At 52.9% G+C, this 14681-nt stretch carries 14 protein-coding genes and 1 pseudogene; 6 read left to right on the top strand and 9 right to left on the bottom strand.

All coding sequences use genetic code 11. From position 1 onward, the window contains the following. Nucleotides 1-13 precede the first annotated feature (13 nt). The 4 genes from ACO6S1_RS14525 to sdhC all read right to left on the bottom strand — a co-directional run bounded on the left by ACO6S1_RS14525 (nt 14) and on the right by sdhC (nt 3520). Nucleotides 14-829 carry a class I SAM-dependent methyltransferase gene (locus ACO6S1_RS14525; RefSeq protein ID WP_422343344.1) on the bottom strand — a complete coding sequence of 272 codons (816 nt, stop codon included), beginning with the start codon at nt 827-829 and terminating at the stop codon, nt 14-16. A 66-nt stretch (nt 830-895) separates the two neighbouring features. Beyond that, nucleotides 896-2728, bottom strand: a complete 1833-nt coding sequence (gene sdhA / locus ACO6S1_RS14520) for a succinate dehydrogenase flavoprotein subunit (RefSeq protein WP_422343343.1) — start codon at nt 2726-2728, stop codon at nt 896-898. Continuing rightward, nucleotides 2728-3117 carry a succinate dehydrogenase, hydrophobic membrane anchor protein gene (gene sdhD, locus ACO6S1_RS14515; RefSeq protein WP_422343342.1) on the bottom strand — a complete coding sequence of 130 codons (390 nt, stop codon included), beginning with the start codon at nt 3115-3117 and terminating at the stop codon, nt 2728-2730. Before sdhD ends, sdhA begins: the two co-directional genes overlap by 1 nt. Nucleotides 3118-3121: 4 nt before the next feature. After that, the gene (gene sdhC, locus ACO6S1_RS14510) at nt 3122-3520 is read right to left on the bottom strand and encodes a succinate dehydrogenase, cytochrome b556 subunit (protein ID WP_422343341.1); all 399 of its coding nucleotides are present in this window, start codon (nt 3518-3520) and stop codon (nt 3122-3124) included. Between the two features lie 230 nt (nt 3521-3750). Between sdhC and ACO6S1_RS14505 the strand changes: the two genes are divergently transcribed. Beyond that, entirely contained in the window at nt 3751-4479 is a 729-nt protein-coding gene (locus tag ACO6S1_RS14505) for an SDR family NAD(P)-dependent oxidoreductase (protein WP_422343340.1), read from the top strand. Further along, complete coding sequence (locus ACO6S1_RS14500; protein ID WP_422343339.1) at nt 4476-5144, top strand: hypothetical protein; 669 nt, start codon at nt 4476-4478, stop codon at nt 5142-5144. The genes ACO6S1_RS14505 and ACO6S1_RS14500 overlap by 4 nt, the downstream gene beginning before the upstream one ends. A 38-nt stretch (nt 5145-5182) precedes the next feature. On the opposite strand, the gene ACO6S1_RS14495 is transcribed toward ACO6S1_RS14500, so the two are convergent. Then, entirely contained in the window at nt 5183-6478 is a 1296-nt protein-coding gene (locus tag ACO6S1_RS14495; RefSeq protein ID WP_422343338.1) for a serine hydrolase domain-containing protein, read from the bottom strand. Between the two features lie 323 nt (nt 6479-6801). Here ACO6S1_RS14495 and ACO6S1_RS14490 point away from each other — a divergent pair, with 323 nt between their 5' ends. Further along, nucleotides 6802-8679 carry an ABC-F family ATP-binding cassette domain-containing protein gene (locus ACO6S1_RS14490; protein WP_422343337.1) on the top strand — a complete coding sequence of 626 codons (1878 nt, stop codon included), beginning with the start codon at nt 6802-6804 and terminating at the stop codon, nt 8677-8679. A 27-nt stretch (nt 8680-8706) separates the two neighbouring features. After that, nucleotides 8707-9690, top strand: a complete 984-nt coding sequence (locus ACO6S1_RS14485) for a 50S ribosomal protein L11 methyltransferase (RefSeq protein ID WP_422343336.1) — start codon at nt 8707-8709, stop codon at nt 9688-9690. 30 nt (nt 9691-9720) lie between these two features. On the opposite strand, the gene phhA is transcribed toward ACO6S1_RS14485, so the two are convergent. Further along, nucleotides 9721-10617, bottom strand: coding sequence for a phenylalanine 4-monooxygenase (phhA, locus tag ACO6S1_RS14480; RefSeq protein WP_422343335.1), 897 nt, complete (start codon nt 10615-10617; stop codon nt 9721-9723). A gap of 44 nt (nt 10618-10661) precedes the next feature. On the opposite strand from phhA, the gene ACO6S1_RS14475 reads away from it, so the two are divergent. Then, nucleotides 10662-11339: a TIGR02117 family protein gene (locus tag ACO6S1_RS14475; protein ID WP_422343334.1), complete on the top strand. Its 678-nt coding sequence runs from the start codon at nt 10662-10664 to the stop codon at nt 11337-11339. On the opposite strand, the gene ACO6S1_RS14470 is transcribed toward ACO6S1_RS14475, so the two are convergent. Both ACO6S1_RS14470 and ACO6S1_RS14465 read right to left on the bottom strand, forming a co-directional pair. After that, a complete protein-coding gene (locus tag ACO6S1_RS14470) occupies nt 11336-11566 on the bottom strand; it encodes a Crp/Fnr family transcriptional regulator (RefSeq protein ID WP_422346204.1) in 231 nt (76 codons plus the stop codon). The genes ACO6S1_RS14475 and ACO6S1_RS14470 overlap by 4 nt on opposite strands. 141 nt (nt 11567-11707) lie before the next feature. Next, nucleotides 11708-12033, bottom strand: a pseudogene (locus ACO6S1_RS14465) (Crp/Fnr family transcriptional regulator); the annotation flags it as partial. A 66-nt stretch (nt 12034-12099) separates the two neighbouring features. Between ACO6S1_RS14465 and ACO6S1_RS14460 the strand changes: the two are divergent. Beyond that, nucleotides 12100-12954, top strand: a complete 855-nt coding sequence (locus ACO6S1_RS14460; RefSeq protein ID WP_422343333.1) for a sterol desaturase family protein — start codon at nt 12100-12102, stop codon at nt 12952-12954. 161 nt (nt 12955-13115) lie between these two features. On the opposite strand, the gene ACO6S1_RS14455 is transcribed toward ACO6S1_RS14460, so the two are convergent. Further along, nucleotides 13116-14624 (bottom strand): S41 family peptidase, encoded by a 1509-nt coding sequence (locus ACO6S1_RS14455; RefSeq protein WP_422343332.1) that lies wholly within the window; start codon nt 14622-14624, stop codon nt 13116-13118. Between the last annotated feature and the right edge of the window lie 57 nt (nt 14625-14681).

The following is a 14681-nucleotide window of genomic DNA, read 5'->3' as shown; positions in this document are numbered from 1 at the left end:
GTTCGTCTAGACCTTAGCGCGCCCGTACAATCCAAATACCACCCGGCAATGCCACTCGTCCACCTTCATCATGTGGGGCAAGGGCCTTTTTCAGTGCGGTCAGAAGCCGGGATTTCAAATTGTCATCAACCTCTCCCAACGCCCGCGAAGCTGGACCAATCTGGGATGAAAAATAGACGGCGTCGTCGACGCCACCTGTTTGTGAAAGGCAGATTTCGACGCTATGTGATGTCATCGAGACATCTTCAAAACCCGCCTCGGTCAATATGCTTTTGAGCCGTTCTGCATCCGCAAATGCAAAAGGGCCCGGTGCATGGGGATCGGTTTCAGGTGCGTCGGGCAATAGTGGCTTAATCGCCGCCATGGGAACCATCACCCACAGATTCACTTTCGGGCTCTGCCAGCAGGCAAAGACCATTCGGCCACCGGGTTTCAGATTGGCTTTGATATTGATAAAAGCCGAAACAGGGTCCTCGAAAAACATTACGCCGAAGCGCGACATGATCAGATCAAAACCCTCTTCCGCCTGATACTCCGAGGCGTCCGCGAGTAAAAGCGTCCCGCGACCATTAGCCCGTAACCGGGCCAACTCCAGCATGGGTTCCGACACATCCACACCGGTGACATCGGCACCCGCGTCGATCGCGATCAAAGAGGTTTCACCTGTGCCGCAACCAATATCCAATACACGCTCACCCGGCACAATCGCGGCCGCGTCCATCAACAGCGATGTTACCGGCGCCAGCAAAGCGTCCATGACGTCCTGCTGCTCGGTCCACTTTACGCCGGCATTGTCATTCCAATATTCAATCTGGTCTTCATTGGACATGACGGGTGCAGACTCCGTTTAGATGATCGGGATTGGTCAATAATCAACGCGAGCCCTTGAAAATCGTCAATAAACCCGTTTCTTCGGTTTCACATATTCGGCTTCGTCCGTGAGGGTATAGTCATGGACTGGGCGATAGCTGATGTCGACCTTGCCGGTACCGCGCGCCTTATTAGGCCCGCCCCAGCCGTCAAATGTCGCAACCGTGTGCTTCATCCATTCCTTGTCGTTACGGTCTTCATAATCCTCATGCATGTGGGCACCGCGACTTTCCTTGCGGTTGGCGGCACTTTCCATTGTGACAACCGCCTGTGCCATCAAGTTGTCAAGCTCCAACGTTTCGATGAGATCGGTATTCCAGATTAATGAACGGTCGGTAACACTTACATCACCCATTTTGTTGTTAACCGCCCGCATCTCTTTGACGCCCTGAGCCAGCAATTCGTCGTCGCGGAAAACCGCACAATTTTTCTGCATCGTCTTTTGCATTTCCAAACGTAAAGCAGCGGTTGTTGTACCACCTTTTGCGTAACGGAAATGGTCCAAGCGAGACAGCGACAGATCGGCTGAATCTTTAGGCAATGGCTTATGCGACGTGCCAGGTTTCAGCTTCTCTTTTAAACGTAGCCCAGTTGCCCGGCCAAAGACAACCAGATCGATCAGCGAGTTGGAACCAAGACGATTTGCTCCATGCACGGATACACAGGCCGCTTCGCCCACGGAATAAAGCCCTGGGACCACAGCATCCGGGTCATCTTTCGTCGGATTCACCACCTCGCCATGATAATTACAGGGTATGCCGCCCATGTTATAGTGCACCGTCGGTACCACAGGCAGCGCCTGACGTGTGAGGTCAACACCCGCGAAAATCTTGCCGGTTTCAGTAATGCCTGGAAGGCGTTCAGCCAGCACGTCCGGAGCAATGTGGTCTAGGTGGAGATAGATATGATCTTTCTCTGGTCCAACACCGCGGCCTTCGCGAATTTCGGTTGCCATGCAGCGAGACACCACATCGCGAGACGCAAGATCTTTCGCGCTGGGCGCATAGCGTTCCATGAAACGCTCGCCTTCGGAGTTGGTAAGATAACCGCCCTCCCCGCGCGCGCCTTCGGTAATCAGGACGCCTGCACCGTAAATGCCGGTGGGGTGAAACTGAACAAATTCCATATCCTGCAAAGGCAGACCAGCACGTAGCGCCATGCCGCCACCATCGCCGGTACAGGCATGGGCAGATGTTGCGCTATAGTAACAGCGGCCAGAGCCGCCTGTTGCCAGTACAACGGCATGGGCACGGAACCGATGAATCGATCCGTCTTCCAGACAGATAGCGATCACACCGCGGCATTCGCCGTCTTCCATGATCAAATCGATGGCAAAATATTCAATGAAGAAATCCGCGTCATATTTCAGGCTCTGTTGATAGAGCGCATGGAGCATCGCGTGACCGGTGCGGTCAGCGGCAGCACAGGTACGTTGCACCGGAGGTCCTTCACCCATGTTTTGCATGTGGCCGCCAAAGGGCCGCTGGTAGATGGTACCATCTTCATTACGCGAAAAAGGCACACCGGCATGTTCCAATTCATAAACCGCCTGCGGTGCTTCGCGAACAAGATATTCAATCGCGTCCTGATCACCCAGCCAGTCAGAGCCTTTCACTGTATCATACATATGCCACGCCCAGTGATCCGGCGTGTTGTTACCCAGGGAAGCCGCAATACCGCCCTGTGCTGCAACGGTATGAGAACGGGTTGGAAAAACTTTCGTGATACAAGCAGTTTTCAGCCCAGCTTCCGCCGACCCCATCGTGGCGCGCAAACCGGATCCGCCAGCCCCTACGACGACGGTGTCGAAGGTGTGGTCAATAATCTTGTAGGCGGGTTTTGAATCTGTGTCAGTCATTAAGCGACCACTCCGGTAAAGGCGACCTTGGCGACAGCGAAAATTCCAAGCGCTGCTCCGCCAATGGCGAAAAAGTTAAGCAAGATGATGAGGCCGAACTTCAGGCCATGATCAGGGACATAGTCCTCAATCAAAACCTGCAAGCCAAGCCGCAAGTGCCAGAAAATGCTGACTAGCATCAACATCATCGGAACCGCAACCAGCGGCGATGACAACCAGCCGATCAGCAGTTCATGTTCGTAATTTGGCAACCGCAGCAACGAGATCAGCAGCCAGGCGATAAGCGCAAGATTTCCAACCGCAGTAACCCGCTGAATAATCCAGTGATGGGCGCCTTCCCGAGCAGAGCCAAGACCGCGAACCTTACCAATATTTGTTCCTGATCCCATCGTCTTATCCAATCAGCTTTGAAGAGATGAAAGCCCAGAGCCCGGCTGTAGAAAGCAGCGCCAAGACGGGTACAAGCGCCGACCATAATTTGTTCGTCTGGAGCTCATATCCTGCACCGGCATCAAGCACAAAATGGCGCAGGCCGGAATATGTATGTTCGAACAGGGCGAAGGTCATACCAATCATCACGATGAAACCGGGAATAGTTGTCATAATACCGACGAAAAATTCATAAGCCTCAGGTCCAGCCGAGATACTGTAGAGCCACCAAACCAATATCGGCGCGCCCAGCAAGGCAAGGGCATCGCCCGTGGCCCGATGAAGAATAGAGACCAGCATATGCGGCCCCCATTTATAAATTCCCAAATGTGGCGATAATGGCCGGTTCGTTGGCTTAACCAATTTTTGTCCCCTGATCAGAGACTCCGCATCTCGCTGGAGTCTTTGTAAACGAACCAGTGCTTTAGCGAAAACATGACCGCATGCAAACAGGATAGCAGGGTTTTTATATGCTGGCGGTCAAGTTTTCGAGTGCAAATAGCTGACAGACCCATGCAAATCCCGAAAGCGCTGTCAAATTTGTGAGGCTTTCGCCATCTCGTGTTGGACCTTTGACGCAGCTGGCCCTATTCATGCTCAACATGACAGATGCAAGAACACATATTTTGGTGACCGGTGCAAGCCGCGGTATTGGCAAAGCGATTCTGGATAGTTTTGATCCCGTCAGGGTTGTCGCTGCAGGGCACAGCACTTCTGGTGATGCGGGGCTGCTGAAGGCCGATTTCTCAAAAGCCGATGAAGTCTCTCGACTGTGGCAGGATAGCCTGGACCGGCTGGATGGCCGAATTGATGTCCTGATCAATAATGCCGGCATCTTTGATCCTAACCCGATTGCCAGCAGCGATGTTGAGTGGCTGGAAAGCTGGAACCGGACAATGCAAATCAACCTCACGGCATCGGCGCAGCTTTGCCGGTTGGCTGTGCAACATTTTCAAGAACGGGAAGTAGCGGGACGGATTGTCAATATCGCCAGCCGCGCTGCCTACCGCGGAGACAGTCCCGATCATTGGCATTATGCAGCATCAAAAGGCGGAATGGTGGCGATGACCAAGACCATTGCCCGTGCTTATGCCAGCAAAGAGATATTGGCCTTTGCCATCTGCCCTGGTTTTACGATGACGGGGATGGCCGATGACTATCTGGAAAGCCGAGGAGGTGACAAGCTGCTCAAGGACATTCCGCTCGGCCGTGTGGCACAGCCCGAAGAAATTGCATCCATCGCCATATATTGTGCGCTTGACGCGCCGCCGTCGATGACCGGCGCGGTGCTAGACGCCAATGGCGCGAGCTTCGTCCGGTGACACCCCGAATTTTGCTAGATACAGCGGAAATCCCTAATGGCGGTGGTGAGCTTCGGCTTTTCCAGCGTGGTCAGGAATTTTCGATCATGCTGGGGAGCAACGAGCTGATGAACAGCCGACTCAGCGGTTCGGAAGAAGCATTAGCCACGCTGCCCTTTGAACGTTTGACCGATCGAGCCAATGCACGCATATTAATTGGTGGATTGGGCATGGGCTTCACCCTCAGAGCCGCTTTGCCTTTGCTGGATGCAAAAGCAGAGATCATCGTAGCCGAACTGATCCCCGCTGTTGTACGATGGGCACAAGGACCGATGGCCGAAATATTTGATGGTAGTCTTGATGACCCTCGCGTTGCCATCGAAACGGCAGATGTATTTGATCTAATCTCTCAAAAAGACAATCACTATGATGCGATCCTGCTGGATGTGGATAACGGACCGGACGGGATCACCCACGCATCCAACGACCGATTATATAATCCCGCCGGATTAAAAGCTGCCCAAAAGGCTCTGCGCCCAGGTGGTATATTGGCAATCTGGTCCTCTGCCTCAGACCCAAAGTTCACACGAAGATTAGCCGATGTGGGCTTCTCAGTAGAGGAAGCACCGGTGCGTGCGCATGGCAAACGTGGGGCCCATCATATGATCTGGTTGGCGCAAAAATAGCATTGTTCGGGCGTTCGCGTTTGGCACAAAAGCGGATGCTAGGGATTAGGCTGATTGCCGGAAAGCGAGGGTTGTAAAGGCTTGGGAAGTGGCAAGTTGGACAGTCCGAGCCAGTCATTTGCAGATAGGTCATTTGCGGGCTTACCATAATAACTATCAAGTATGGCAAAGGGTATCCCAAAGGGTTTGCCCCAACCACTGTTCCACATCGCAACCACTCCGGTGCGGGCCGTGGGATCAAATATAATCGTCGCACGGTATCCATCCACCGCCCCACTATGTCCGATCAATCGCCGACCGTTATAGGTAAAATTGCGCCAACCCAGTCCATAGGATGGTTCAGTCAGGGCACGGGCCAGATCGCCGCCATAAACCCGCCCCGTTTCAACGCGCGGACTATGGGCCAGTTCGAGAGCCTCGCTCGACAGAACGTCCTTATTCGCGCCCAACTGCGCACGAAGCCAGCGCGCCATATCCACTATATTGCTATTTACACCAGCCGCTGCGGGGAGACGCCAATATGATTCCACTAAGGTCCGCACTTCATCGCCGCGATGCGGTCGTGCCCAGCTTTCAGCACCAGTTAGACCGATCATACCGAACTGTGCGCTCTCCATACCAAGCGGTTCAAACAATTGCATCTGCGCAGCGTCGTCATAGATAGTACCTGTCGCCTGTCCCAAAATCTCGCTGGCGGTATCAAATGCAATATTCTGATAGCTATGGCAGGTGCCAGGCATACACTGTAGCGGCGCAGTTCCCAGCCGTTTACGGAGCAGGCCCGGGCTCTCGCCGTCCTCCAGTTTACGGTCATATGCATTTTTGGTGAGTCCAGTCTGGTGCGACATAAGCTGTGCCAACGTGACCCGTGACATAGCTTCTCCAGGAAGCATGAGCGACGTCTGCCAGCGGTTCAGTGTAGCATCAAGATCAAGTCCACCTTCTTCGGACAGCTTTGCCGCGAGTAACCCTGCCACTCCTTTTGATACCGAGGCCCAGCGGAAAACCGTATGCGGCGTTACCCGCTCGCCGCTGCGTTTATCGGTTACGCCATAGGTTTGTACAAAGCGAAGCTCACCATCCTCGACAATTGCGACAGCGAGCCCTGCCATTTCAGGCCGTGCAGCGAGCGCTGCGATGCGACGATCAAGGCTGAGATAATCGATCTTGCCCTGCCAATCATCGGGTTCCGTTGGCAATCGATCCTGCGGTGCAGCTTCGGCAGTTGCCGACAACGGGAGCGGGAAATCTTCCTGAACGAAGGCGCGATAGCCGTACCAGCTGACAAGTAATATGGCTGCAAGCCCGAACAGCGGTGCCAGATATCTTCCCATTGAATTGTCCCAAGTTGGTGATCCAGCCTTAATGCAAGAACCTTACGGTTAGAGCTCGGCATCTCGACTAGCTGATTTACAGGTTAAAACAATCCAGCGGAGCAATACAAGATTCTATGTGGTTGAAGATGGTTGCGATAAGGGCACAACCTGCGGCAGTTCTAACCAGAAAAGGCGCTGATACTTTGTCGATAAACTAACCTGGTGTCCGCCTTCTGCATAAGGCGTAGCTTCTCAAATACTGAAAAGCTCAAAGAACAGCTCGAAAGCTTTCAACTTTACACTCACTAGCCGAATCCCCAAAGCTCCGCTAACGAGCGCCCATGCTTAATTTTAGCAACATCACGGTACGCCTTGGCGGCACAGTTATTCTCGACGGGGCCACCGCCGCCCTGCCCCCTGGCGCGCGCGTGGGGATGATTGGGCGCAATGGTGCCGGCAAGTCCACTTTGATGAAAGTGGTCGCTGGATTGCTGGAGCCAGATGACGGCAATGTCGATTTGCCCAAGGGCGCTCGCATGGGCTATATTGCGCAGGAAGCACCCGCTGGCGCGGAAACCCCGCTGGAGACTGTTTTGGCCGCTGATACCGAGCGAGCGGCACTGCTGCTGGAATCGGAGGCCACAGACGATCCACACCGGATTGCCGAAATTCACGAGCGCCTCAATATGATCGAAGCGCATAGCGCCCCTGCCCGTGCCGCAAAAATATTAATCGGTCTGGGCTTTGATGAAGAAGCACAGCAACAACCAATGGACAGTTTTTCCGGTGGCTGGCGCATGCGGGTGGCACTTGCGGCCTTACTGTTTTCGCAGCCCGAATTGCTGCTGCTCGACGAACCATCCAATCACCTCGATCTGGAAGCGACGTTGTGGCTGGAAAATTTCCTGACCAGCTATCAGGCTACTATATTGGTGATTAGTCATGAACGGGATTTGCTGAATAATGTAGTCGATCACATTCTGCATCTGCAGGGCGGAAAGACTACGCTCTATCCCGGCGGCTATGACGCATTTGAGAAACAGCGCGCCGAACGTCAGGCGCAAATGGCCGCCTCCCGGGAAAAGCAACTGGCCCAACGCGAAAAACTGCAGGCGTTTGTCGACCGATGGGGTGCCAAGGCCCATAGCGCAAAACAAGCGCAGAGCCGTGTCAAAGCCCTGTCCCGCATGGAGCCCATTGCAGCTGCCATTGAAGACCCTTCGCTCAGCTTTCATTTTCCAAGTCCGGCGGAACTCAAGCCCCCGCTGATCACACTGGACAATGCCGCCGTCGGCTATGGCGACAATATCATATTGTCAGGCCTTAACCTTCGACTTGACCCCGATGATCGCACGGCTTTGCTCGGACGCAACGGTAACGGCAAAACAACCCTCGCTCGCCTTCTCGCCAGTCAGTTGGCACCCAAAACCGGTGCAATGAACAAGTCCGGAAAGCTGACTGTGGGCTATTTCACGCAATATCAGGTGGAAGAACTGGATACGACCGACACTCCCCTCGAGCATATGACGCGGCTGATGAAGGACGCGAAACCCGGAGCTGTCCGCGCGCAACTCGGTCGATTCGGTTTTTCCGGCGATAAAGCTACCATGAAAGTTGGCAAACTTTCTGGAGGCGAACGCGCACGATTGGCCCTCGCCCTGATCACCCGTGATGCCCCGCATCTGTTGATCCTCGATGAGCCGACAAACCATCTCGACGTCGATGCGCGCGAAGCTCTGGTCCACGCGCTCAACGAATATAGCGGCGCGGTGATTTTGGTCAGCCATGATCGCCATATGCTGGAGTTGACCGCTGATCGTCTGATCATGGTCGACAGTGGCAAAGCGCAAGAATTTTCCGGAACACTTAACGACTATACCGACTTTGTGCTGGGTAAAAACCAGGAAGCCAAGCCGACCGCTGGTGGCGGAACCGGCGGCAATCGCAAGGAAGAACGCCGTCAGGCCGCCGAACGCCGCAAGCAACAATCGGATCTGCGAAAAGCCGCCAGCGCTGCTGAAAAGAAAATCGAATCTCTCGGCAAGGCACTGTCAGATATTGATCGCGCGATGTTCGATCCGGCCAGTGCTGAGAAAGACTATGCCGACTTAACGATGACCGAGCTGATGAAATTGCGGGCATCGATTCAGGAGGAGCTTGAGAAAAACGAGGCAGCTTGGCTGGAAGCCAATGAAGCGCTAGAGATGGCCAATGCCTGAGCACGTTTTTAGCCCGGTGATCATCGGTTGACCGATACATGGAAGATCACTCTGCCGTGCACGCGCGAAGAAGCAGAGCTTTTGGCAGCGGACAATCTGTTCGTCAGTTCAGCCGACAGCATACCGACTATTGTCACACGCGAAGCGGACCCCGAAACCCCCGATGATTGGGTGATTGAGGTCTATTGTGATGCCAAGCCTGATGGCGCGTTTCTGGCAAAAATTTCCAGCCTCTCGCCATCTGCGACGCTATCCAGAACCAAAGCCTCGGTAGAAAAACTGGCCGATGAGGACTGGGTCACGCTTAGCCAGAAAGGGCTGGAACCGCTTAGCGCAGGCCGATTTTATGTGCACACATCAAACAGCCTGCCGCTCGACAATGGGAAGGTCACCAATATCTGTATAGATGCCGGTCAGGCCTTTGGTACCGGTCATCACGAAACAACCAAGGGCTGTCTGGAAAGTCTGGATCGGCTCAAAAAACTGGGCCGGTTTTACGACAATATCATTGATGTTGGAACGGGCACGGGCCTGCTCGCTTTTGCTGCTCGCCATCTTTGGCCGACGGCCCAGATCATTGCCAGTGATATTGATCCGGTGGCAATAGATGTCAGCGCACAAAACGCTTCGGTTAACAACATTATGATAGGGCATGAGCGCCGGGCGATCAGACTGGAAATAAGCAACGGCCTGGATCATCCCGCATTGCGCCAACGTGCGCCATATGATTTGATTATTGCCAATATTTTGGCCGGTCCGTTAGTCGCTCTTGCGCCTCAGATTGCTGCTGCTGCAACCTCTAACACAACGTTGATCCTTGCTGGCCTTCTGAAAGCGCAACGTGCAGAAGTGCTGCATGCTTATATCAGGGTCGGATTTCGCCTGCGGCATAGCCTGATCGAAAACGAATGGCCTTGCCTGACGCTGGTCAAGGCTCGAGAATATGGCCCGGCGAAAACACACAGGATCCTCCGGTCGCCTTTGGCATCCGATTATTTTGGTGAATGCTAGTGGTTTAAGCTGTTAGCGAAGAGCAACCTATCAGATCACGACAGCCGAATCCGATTGCGCGCTGGGATGATCCTGGGTGCCGTGGGTCAATACAACATCACTCTCAACGATTTCTGCGATTTTTATGTCTGGCATGTCGGCAATTTTTTCATAAACCGGCTTAAAATCGGTTTCGACAGTTACGCGTAACAGTTCATCCAGACTGGGAATGACAAAATAATTCTGTTGAAAATCGTCAATGCGATATTCTGTGCGCAGTACGCGTTCGAGATCGAAAAGGATGCGATTGGGGCTGTCGCTATCCAGCGCAAAAATGCTTTCGCCAAAACTTGATACGATACCGGCACCATAGATGCGCAGACCTTCAGGCTCTTGAATCAATCCGAATTCAACTGTGTACCAGTAAAGCCGTGCCAGCTGCTTTAGCGTTCCGAACTCCAGCGCCCGAAGACCACCGCGCCCGTAAGCTGCCATATAATCCGCAAAGCGCTGATCCGCGAGCATCGGAACATGACCAAAAACATCATGAAAAATATCCGGTTCCTGCAGATAGTCCAGTTGATCGGGTCTCCGGATGAAATTACCGGAAACAAAACGCCGATTGGCAAGATGATCGAAAAACACATCATCCGGCACGAGCCCGGGCACAGCCACCACTTTCCAGCCGGTAGCGTCCATCAATATCCGGTTCAGTTCTTCAAAATCGGGAATGCCGGGCTTTGACAGCTGCAATATGTCGATACCGTCAAGAAATGCCTGCGCCGCACGACCGGGCAACATGTCGCGTTGACGCGCATAGAGCGTATCCCAAGTGGCATGCTCTTCGGCAGTATAAGCCGACCAATTCTGGTCTATAGTCCAATCCGCATTTGCGTGCGCAGGCGGCTTATCATACACATGCGTTTCTGGGTCGGGGGTTGTTAACATAGAGGCATCCTACAGCAAAAAAGGTTTCAATGGCAACTTCTCGGATGAAATGGCCCAAACGCATATTTACCAGCCTGTTGGTATTGATCATGCTGTACCTTATTGCCGCCCTGTTCGGTAGCATATTTCCCGCCAATCAGTTTTGGGAAAGTCCGGATGAGGGCATAGAATTATTCATAGAAACCAATGGTTTGCACACTGGCATCGTCATGCCGATGCGCAGCGACGCCCATGATTGGGGGACGTTGATCAGGCCCGAACATCTTGACGATCCGGCGAGATATGGCACCCATATATTGGTCGGCTGGGGCCATGAGGGTGTTTATCGCAACGCTGAACAGTGGCAGGATCTGCGTTTCAAGGACGCCGCGAGTGCAATTATCGGCAGCAGCAATGTTTTGCTGCATGTTTATCACCTGAACTATCCACAAGTTTATCCCCCCTATCGCCGCAGCTTTAAAGTCAGCGAAGCGGAATATCGTTTGATTGTTGAAGCCATCGAGCGACGATTTGTACTGAATGAAGCAGGTCAACCAATTCCTTCTAAGGGATATGGAAAAAACGACCTGTTCTATGAATCACGTGGGCACTATAATGCTTTCTATACCTGCAACAGCTGGACCGGCGATGTCCTGCGCCAGGCGGGAGTTAGAATGGGCATCTGGACTCCTTTTCAAGGCGGCGTGATGCGCTGGTTTTTGGAGCCAGAGCCCCAAGGCTAACGGGTAAATGATCCGTTCAATGCCTTTGAATCATGGACCGTGATTTTTCCGTAACGTTTTGAGATAAGGCCGTCTGCCTCCAGCTTGGCGAGAGCCTTGCCTAACGAGATCCGGGACAGGCCAGCAAGATCAGCCAGTTCCTGCTGCGTGACGCATATCGCCACCTCTCCTTTATGTTCACCGCATTGCCGCGCAATCGCTTGCGCTGCCCGTCCGACTGTGGACATATGGCGATCTGTCTCAATCTGGTCGAATGCCTGCCGCACCAAATTGGCCATGGCCTTCAACAATATGCGCGGGACTCTGGGATCGGATTCTATCGCTGCCTGGAATTCCGCCTCGCCGATACGAAGTAATTTTACGTCACTGCCGGCAATCGCATCCACCAAGCGGGGAAATTCTCCCAAAAAGGCCTGTTCTCCAAAACTTTCCCTGGCCCCAATAATGCATACAGGGTGAGTTTACCTTCCATCGAATAACGACCAATTTGGACGGTTCCGCTTTTAATATGCCAAAATTCTCGCCCGGTGTCGCCGCGTTGCTGGATGATTTCACCCTTAGCAAAACAGCGAGGGCTGCCATGTTCAAGCAACCGGCAGCGAACATCATCCGGCAATACCGTTACAAATCCGGTAGCCGAGAAAGTCGAGCCTGAAATGTGCTGTGTTTCCGCCAATTGCAAACCTCTTAGCATTTCACATAGCAGCTATCTGTTAGGTGGCGAAAGAACGCAAGAGGCGTTGCAACCAAAGGATACTCGATGCGGCCGGAAATCTACGCGATCATTGGGGTTTTTGCGCTTTTCGGCGTTCTGGAACTTTTCCGCACCAGACTGTTTTCGAAACCGGAGCAAACTTTCAAGGATGCGGCAGTGGAAATTATCGGTTCCGTTGTTCTTCTGGTTTTCACGCAGCCCACGATCATTGTTACTGCCCAGTTTCTGATGGGTGCGGCCGCTCCGCAATGGGCGGGCGCGCTTGCTGGCATTCCTCTCGTTGCCGCAATCGCCCTGTTTCTGATCTTCGACGACATGACCCAATATTGGATGCACCGGCTCTCTCACCGCATCCCGTTCCTGTACAATCTGCATCGGGCGCATCACGACGCGAAATATATGAGCATCCGTTTGGTCTATCGGAACAACATCTTCTATTATTTTCTTATGCCCAGTATTTGGTTCTCGGGCATTCTTATCTACTTAGGTCTAGGCTGGGTCTATGTTGGCTTTATCATCGTCAAAATGACCGTCATTATTGCTGCACATAGCGACGTTGCATGGGACAAGCCGCTTTACAACATCAAATGGCTGTCTCCTGTGATGTGGCTGGTGGAGAGAACAATCTCGACACCCGCGACCCACCATGCCCATCACGGCCGCCATATGGAAGATGGCGCGACAAACTATAAGGGCAACTACGGTAACCTACTGTTTTTCTGGGATATACTTTTCGGAACGGCCAAGATTACACGCCGCTATCCGGATAGCTATGGTGTCGAAAATTTGGCACCGGCAACCGTTGGACAACAACTCGCTTGGCCGCTTTTCCCTGAGAACAAGGAAGGCGGTTATGGTGTAAAAGAGCTTGCGGCGAAAGAAGCCGAAGCGAGAACGTAATTTAGAGTTGGGGTGGGGAACAGAGCGGCTGACGGATGGGGGAAACTCCGTCAGCCGCTTTGTTTATTTCCTGATCCACGCAATCATTGACCAGTTTGGGGTGGGGACCCCGGGGCGACTGACGGATCGGGGGAAACGTCAGTCGCCCTAATCATTCAAAATCATTCAAACAAAGCTTTGGCAGCTTCCAATGCCGGATCAAAGCCGGCTCGAAAAGCATCTACCGTTAACGGAACCACCTTGTCAGGCGCGATACCCTGCCCGGTTTCAAAGCCTTTTAGATCATTAAAATATCGGATCATCGGAATCCGCATCCGTATCTGGCTTTCTGGAACGGTCAGCGTGAACTGCAACCCGCCCGTATTGCCATCAGGGCTGCCTCCGGTTTTTTCGCCGACCAACACTGCCCGATCATTGCCTTTCAACAACGCGATTAAAGTGGCACTTGCAGAACTGTTGCTGTCGCTGGTCAGCACGATAAGCTTGCCTCTAAATCCATTTTTCGCAGGTTTTACCGGCTTTATTAGATTCTCAACGAAAGCCCGTAGCGAGTAGCTTCCATCATCATTTCTGCTGAACCCCAAGGCGCTGGGATTTATCGCGCGCTTGTCCCATGTCCATAAATAGTCTTCCAGGCCTTTATGATTCAGGGTTTTTACCCTTGCATCAGTCGCCAGTTTTACTGGTTTGTCGAATAGATAGGATGTCAAAGCCTGTTGTGCATCATTTGATCCGCCACCATTTTGTCGCAGATCGAGTATCAGATTTTCACGCCGTTCGTCCCTAAGTGTATCAAAAATTGGATCGAACAGCTCTTTCGGTTTCACCGGATCACGATAGTTCACGAAAGTATCCACTTTAAGATAGGCGCTTTGGCTTCCCAGGCGCTCAAAACCTATTGCATCCTTGAAATTGGCCGCCGGTGCATCTGCTGCCAGCTTGCTCAATGCTCTCCATTTCTTGTGAATTATCCGTTCAACAACAATATCTCGTTTTGTACCCGCTGCATTCGTTACGGTGACGGTAGCTGACGGTTTAATATCCCAAAGCAATGCGCCGAAATGATCAATTGCCCCGCCACGAAATTCGAGAGATTCCGAGATACCTGAACGTCTTGACCACTCCGTATACCCATCCACCGGAATCAGGGGAGCCACTTCTGCGATCATCTCTGCAATTGGCCGACCATCGATGGCCAGTATCTCGTCGCCCCGGCTCAGTCCGGTTCCGGCTGGAATGGTGACAATCGCGCGGTCCTCGATCAGCGTCCAGCGCAGAGGCAGATAGACAGGATTAACGTCGCGTTCCTTTGCAAGCTGATTTGGTAGCTCCGCCTTGGTATGGTCGCAGCGGATAAGGGTCAGCACATTTTGAATCTCCAGATAGAAATCGCCAATGGTCATGCCCTTTTCGGTGGCCGCTTTTGCTGCAATGGCCGCCCATGCCTCTTTCAACGTTTCGGCATCGGTGTAACGGGTATAGCCGGGATGGATGCGTTCATAGGCTTCTTCAGCCAGCGCGACATCGCTGGCAACCTGTGCTGGTGTAAGCATTGTGGCTGCATCATATTCAGGATCGGGTGCCTGGCTTTTGCTCTGGGCACAGCCTACACTGGGCATGGCCAAGGCGGTTACGAAAACGCTGGTAGTAATCATTTTCTTGTTAAACATTGTAGGTCTCCATCTGTCATCAAATTCAGAGCGCCGGATATTGGCCGGGGCATGAAA

The sequence above is a fragment of the Parasphingorhabdus sp. genome, assembly GCF_965233695.1.
GTDB lineage: Bacteria > Pseudomonadota > Alphaproteobacteria > Sphingomonadales > Sphingomonadaceae > Parasphingorhabdus.
Note: the sequence above shows the minus strand (reverse complement) of the source record. Positions and strands in the feature narration are given on the sequence as shown.

Coding starts and splice junctions, on each gene's coding strand:
- ACO6S1_RS14525 (WP_422343344.1), bottom strand. CDS start 829: ATGTCCAATGAAGACCAGATTGAATATTGGAATGACAATGCCGGCGTA.
- sdhA (WP_422343343.1), bottom strand. CDS start 2,728: ATGACTGACACAGATTCAAAACCCGCCTACAAGATTATTGACCACACC.
- sdhD (WP_422343342.1), bottom strand. CDS start 3,117: ATGGGATCAGGAACAAATATTGGTAAGGTTCGCGGTCTTGGCTCTGCT.
- ACO6S1_RS14505 (WP_422343340.1), top strand. CDS start 3,751: ATGCTCAACATGACAGATGCAAGAACACATATTTTGGTGACCGGTGCA.
- ACO6S1_RS14495 (WP_422343338.1), bottom strand. CDS start 6,478: ATGGGAAGATATCTGGCACCGCTGTTCGGGCTTGCAGCCATATTACTT.
- ACO6S1_RS14490 (WP_422343337.1), top strand. CDS start 6,802: ATGCTTAATTTTAGCAACATCACGGTACGCCTTGGCGGCACAGTTATT.
- phhA (WP_422343335.1), bottom strand. CDS start 10,617: ATGTTAACAACCCCCGACCCAGAAACGCATGTGTATGATAAGCCGCCT.
- ACO6S1_RS14475 (WP_422343334.1), top strand. CDS start 10,662: ATGAAATGGCCCAAACGCATATTTACCAGCCTGTTGGTATTGATCATG.
- ACO6S1_RS14470 (WP_422346204.1), bottom strand. CDS start 11,566: ATGTCCACAGTCGGACGGGCAGCGCAAGCGATTGCGCGGCAATGCGGT.
- ACO6S1_RS14460 (WP_422343333.1), top strand. CDS start 12,100: ATGCGGCCGGAAATCTACGCGATCATTGGGGTTTTTGCGCTTTTCGGC.
- ACO6S1_RS14455 (WP_422343332.1), bottom strand. CDS start 14,624: ATGTTTAACAAGAAAATGATTACTACCAGCGTTTTCGTAACCGCCTTG.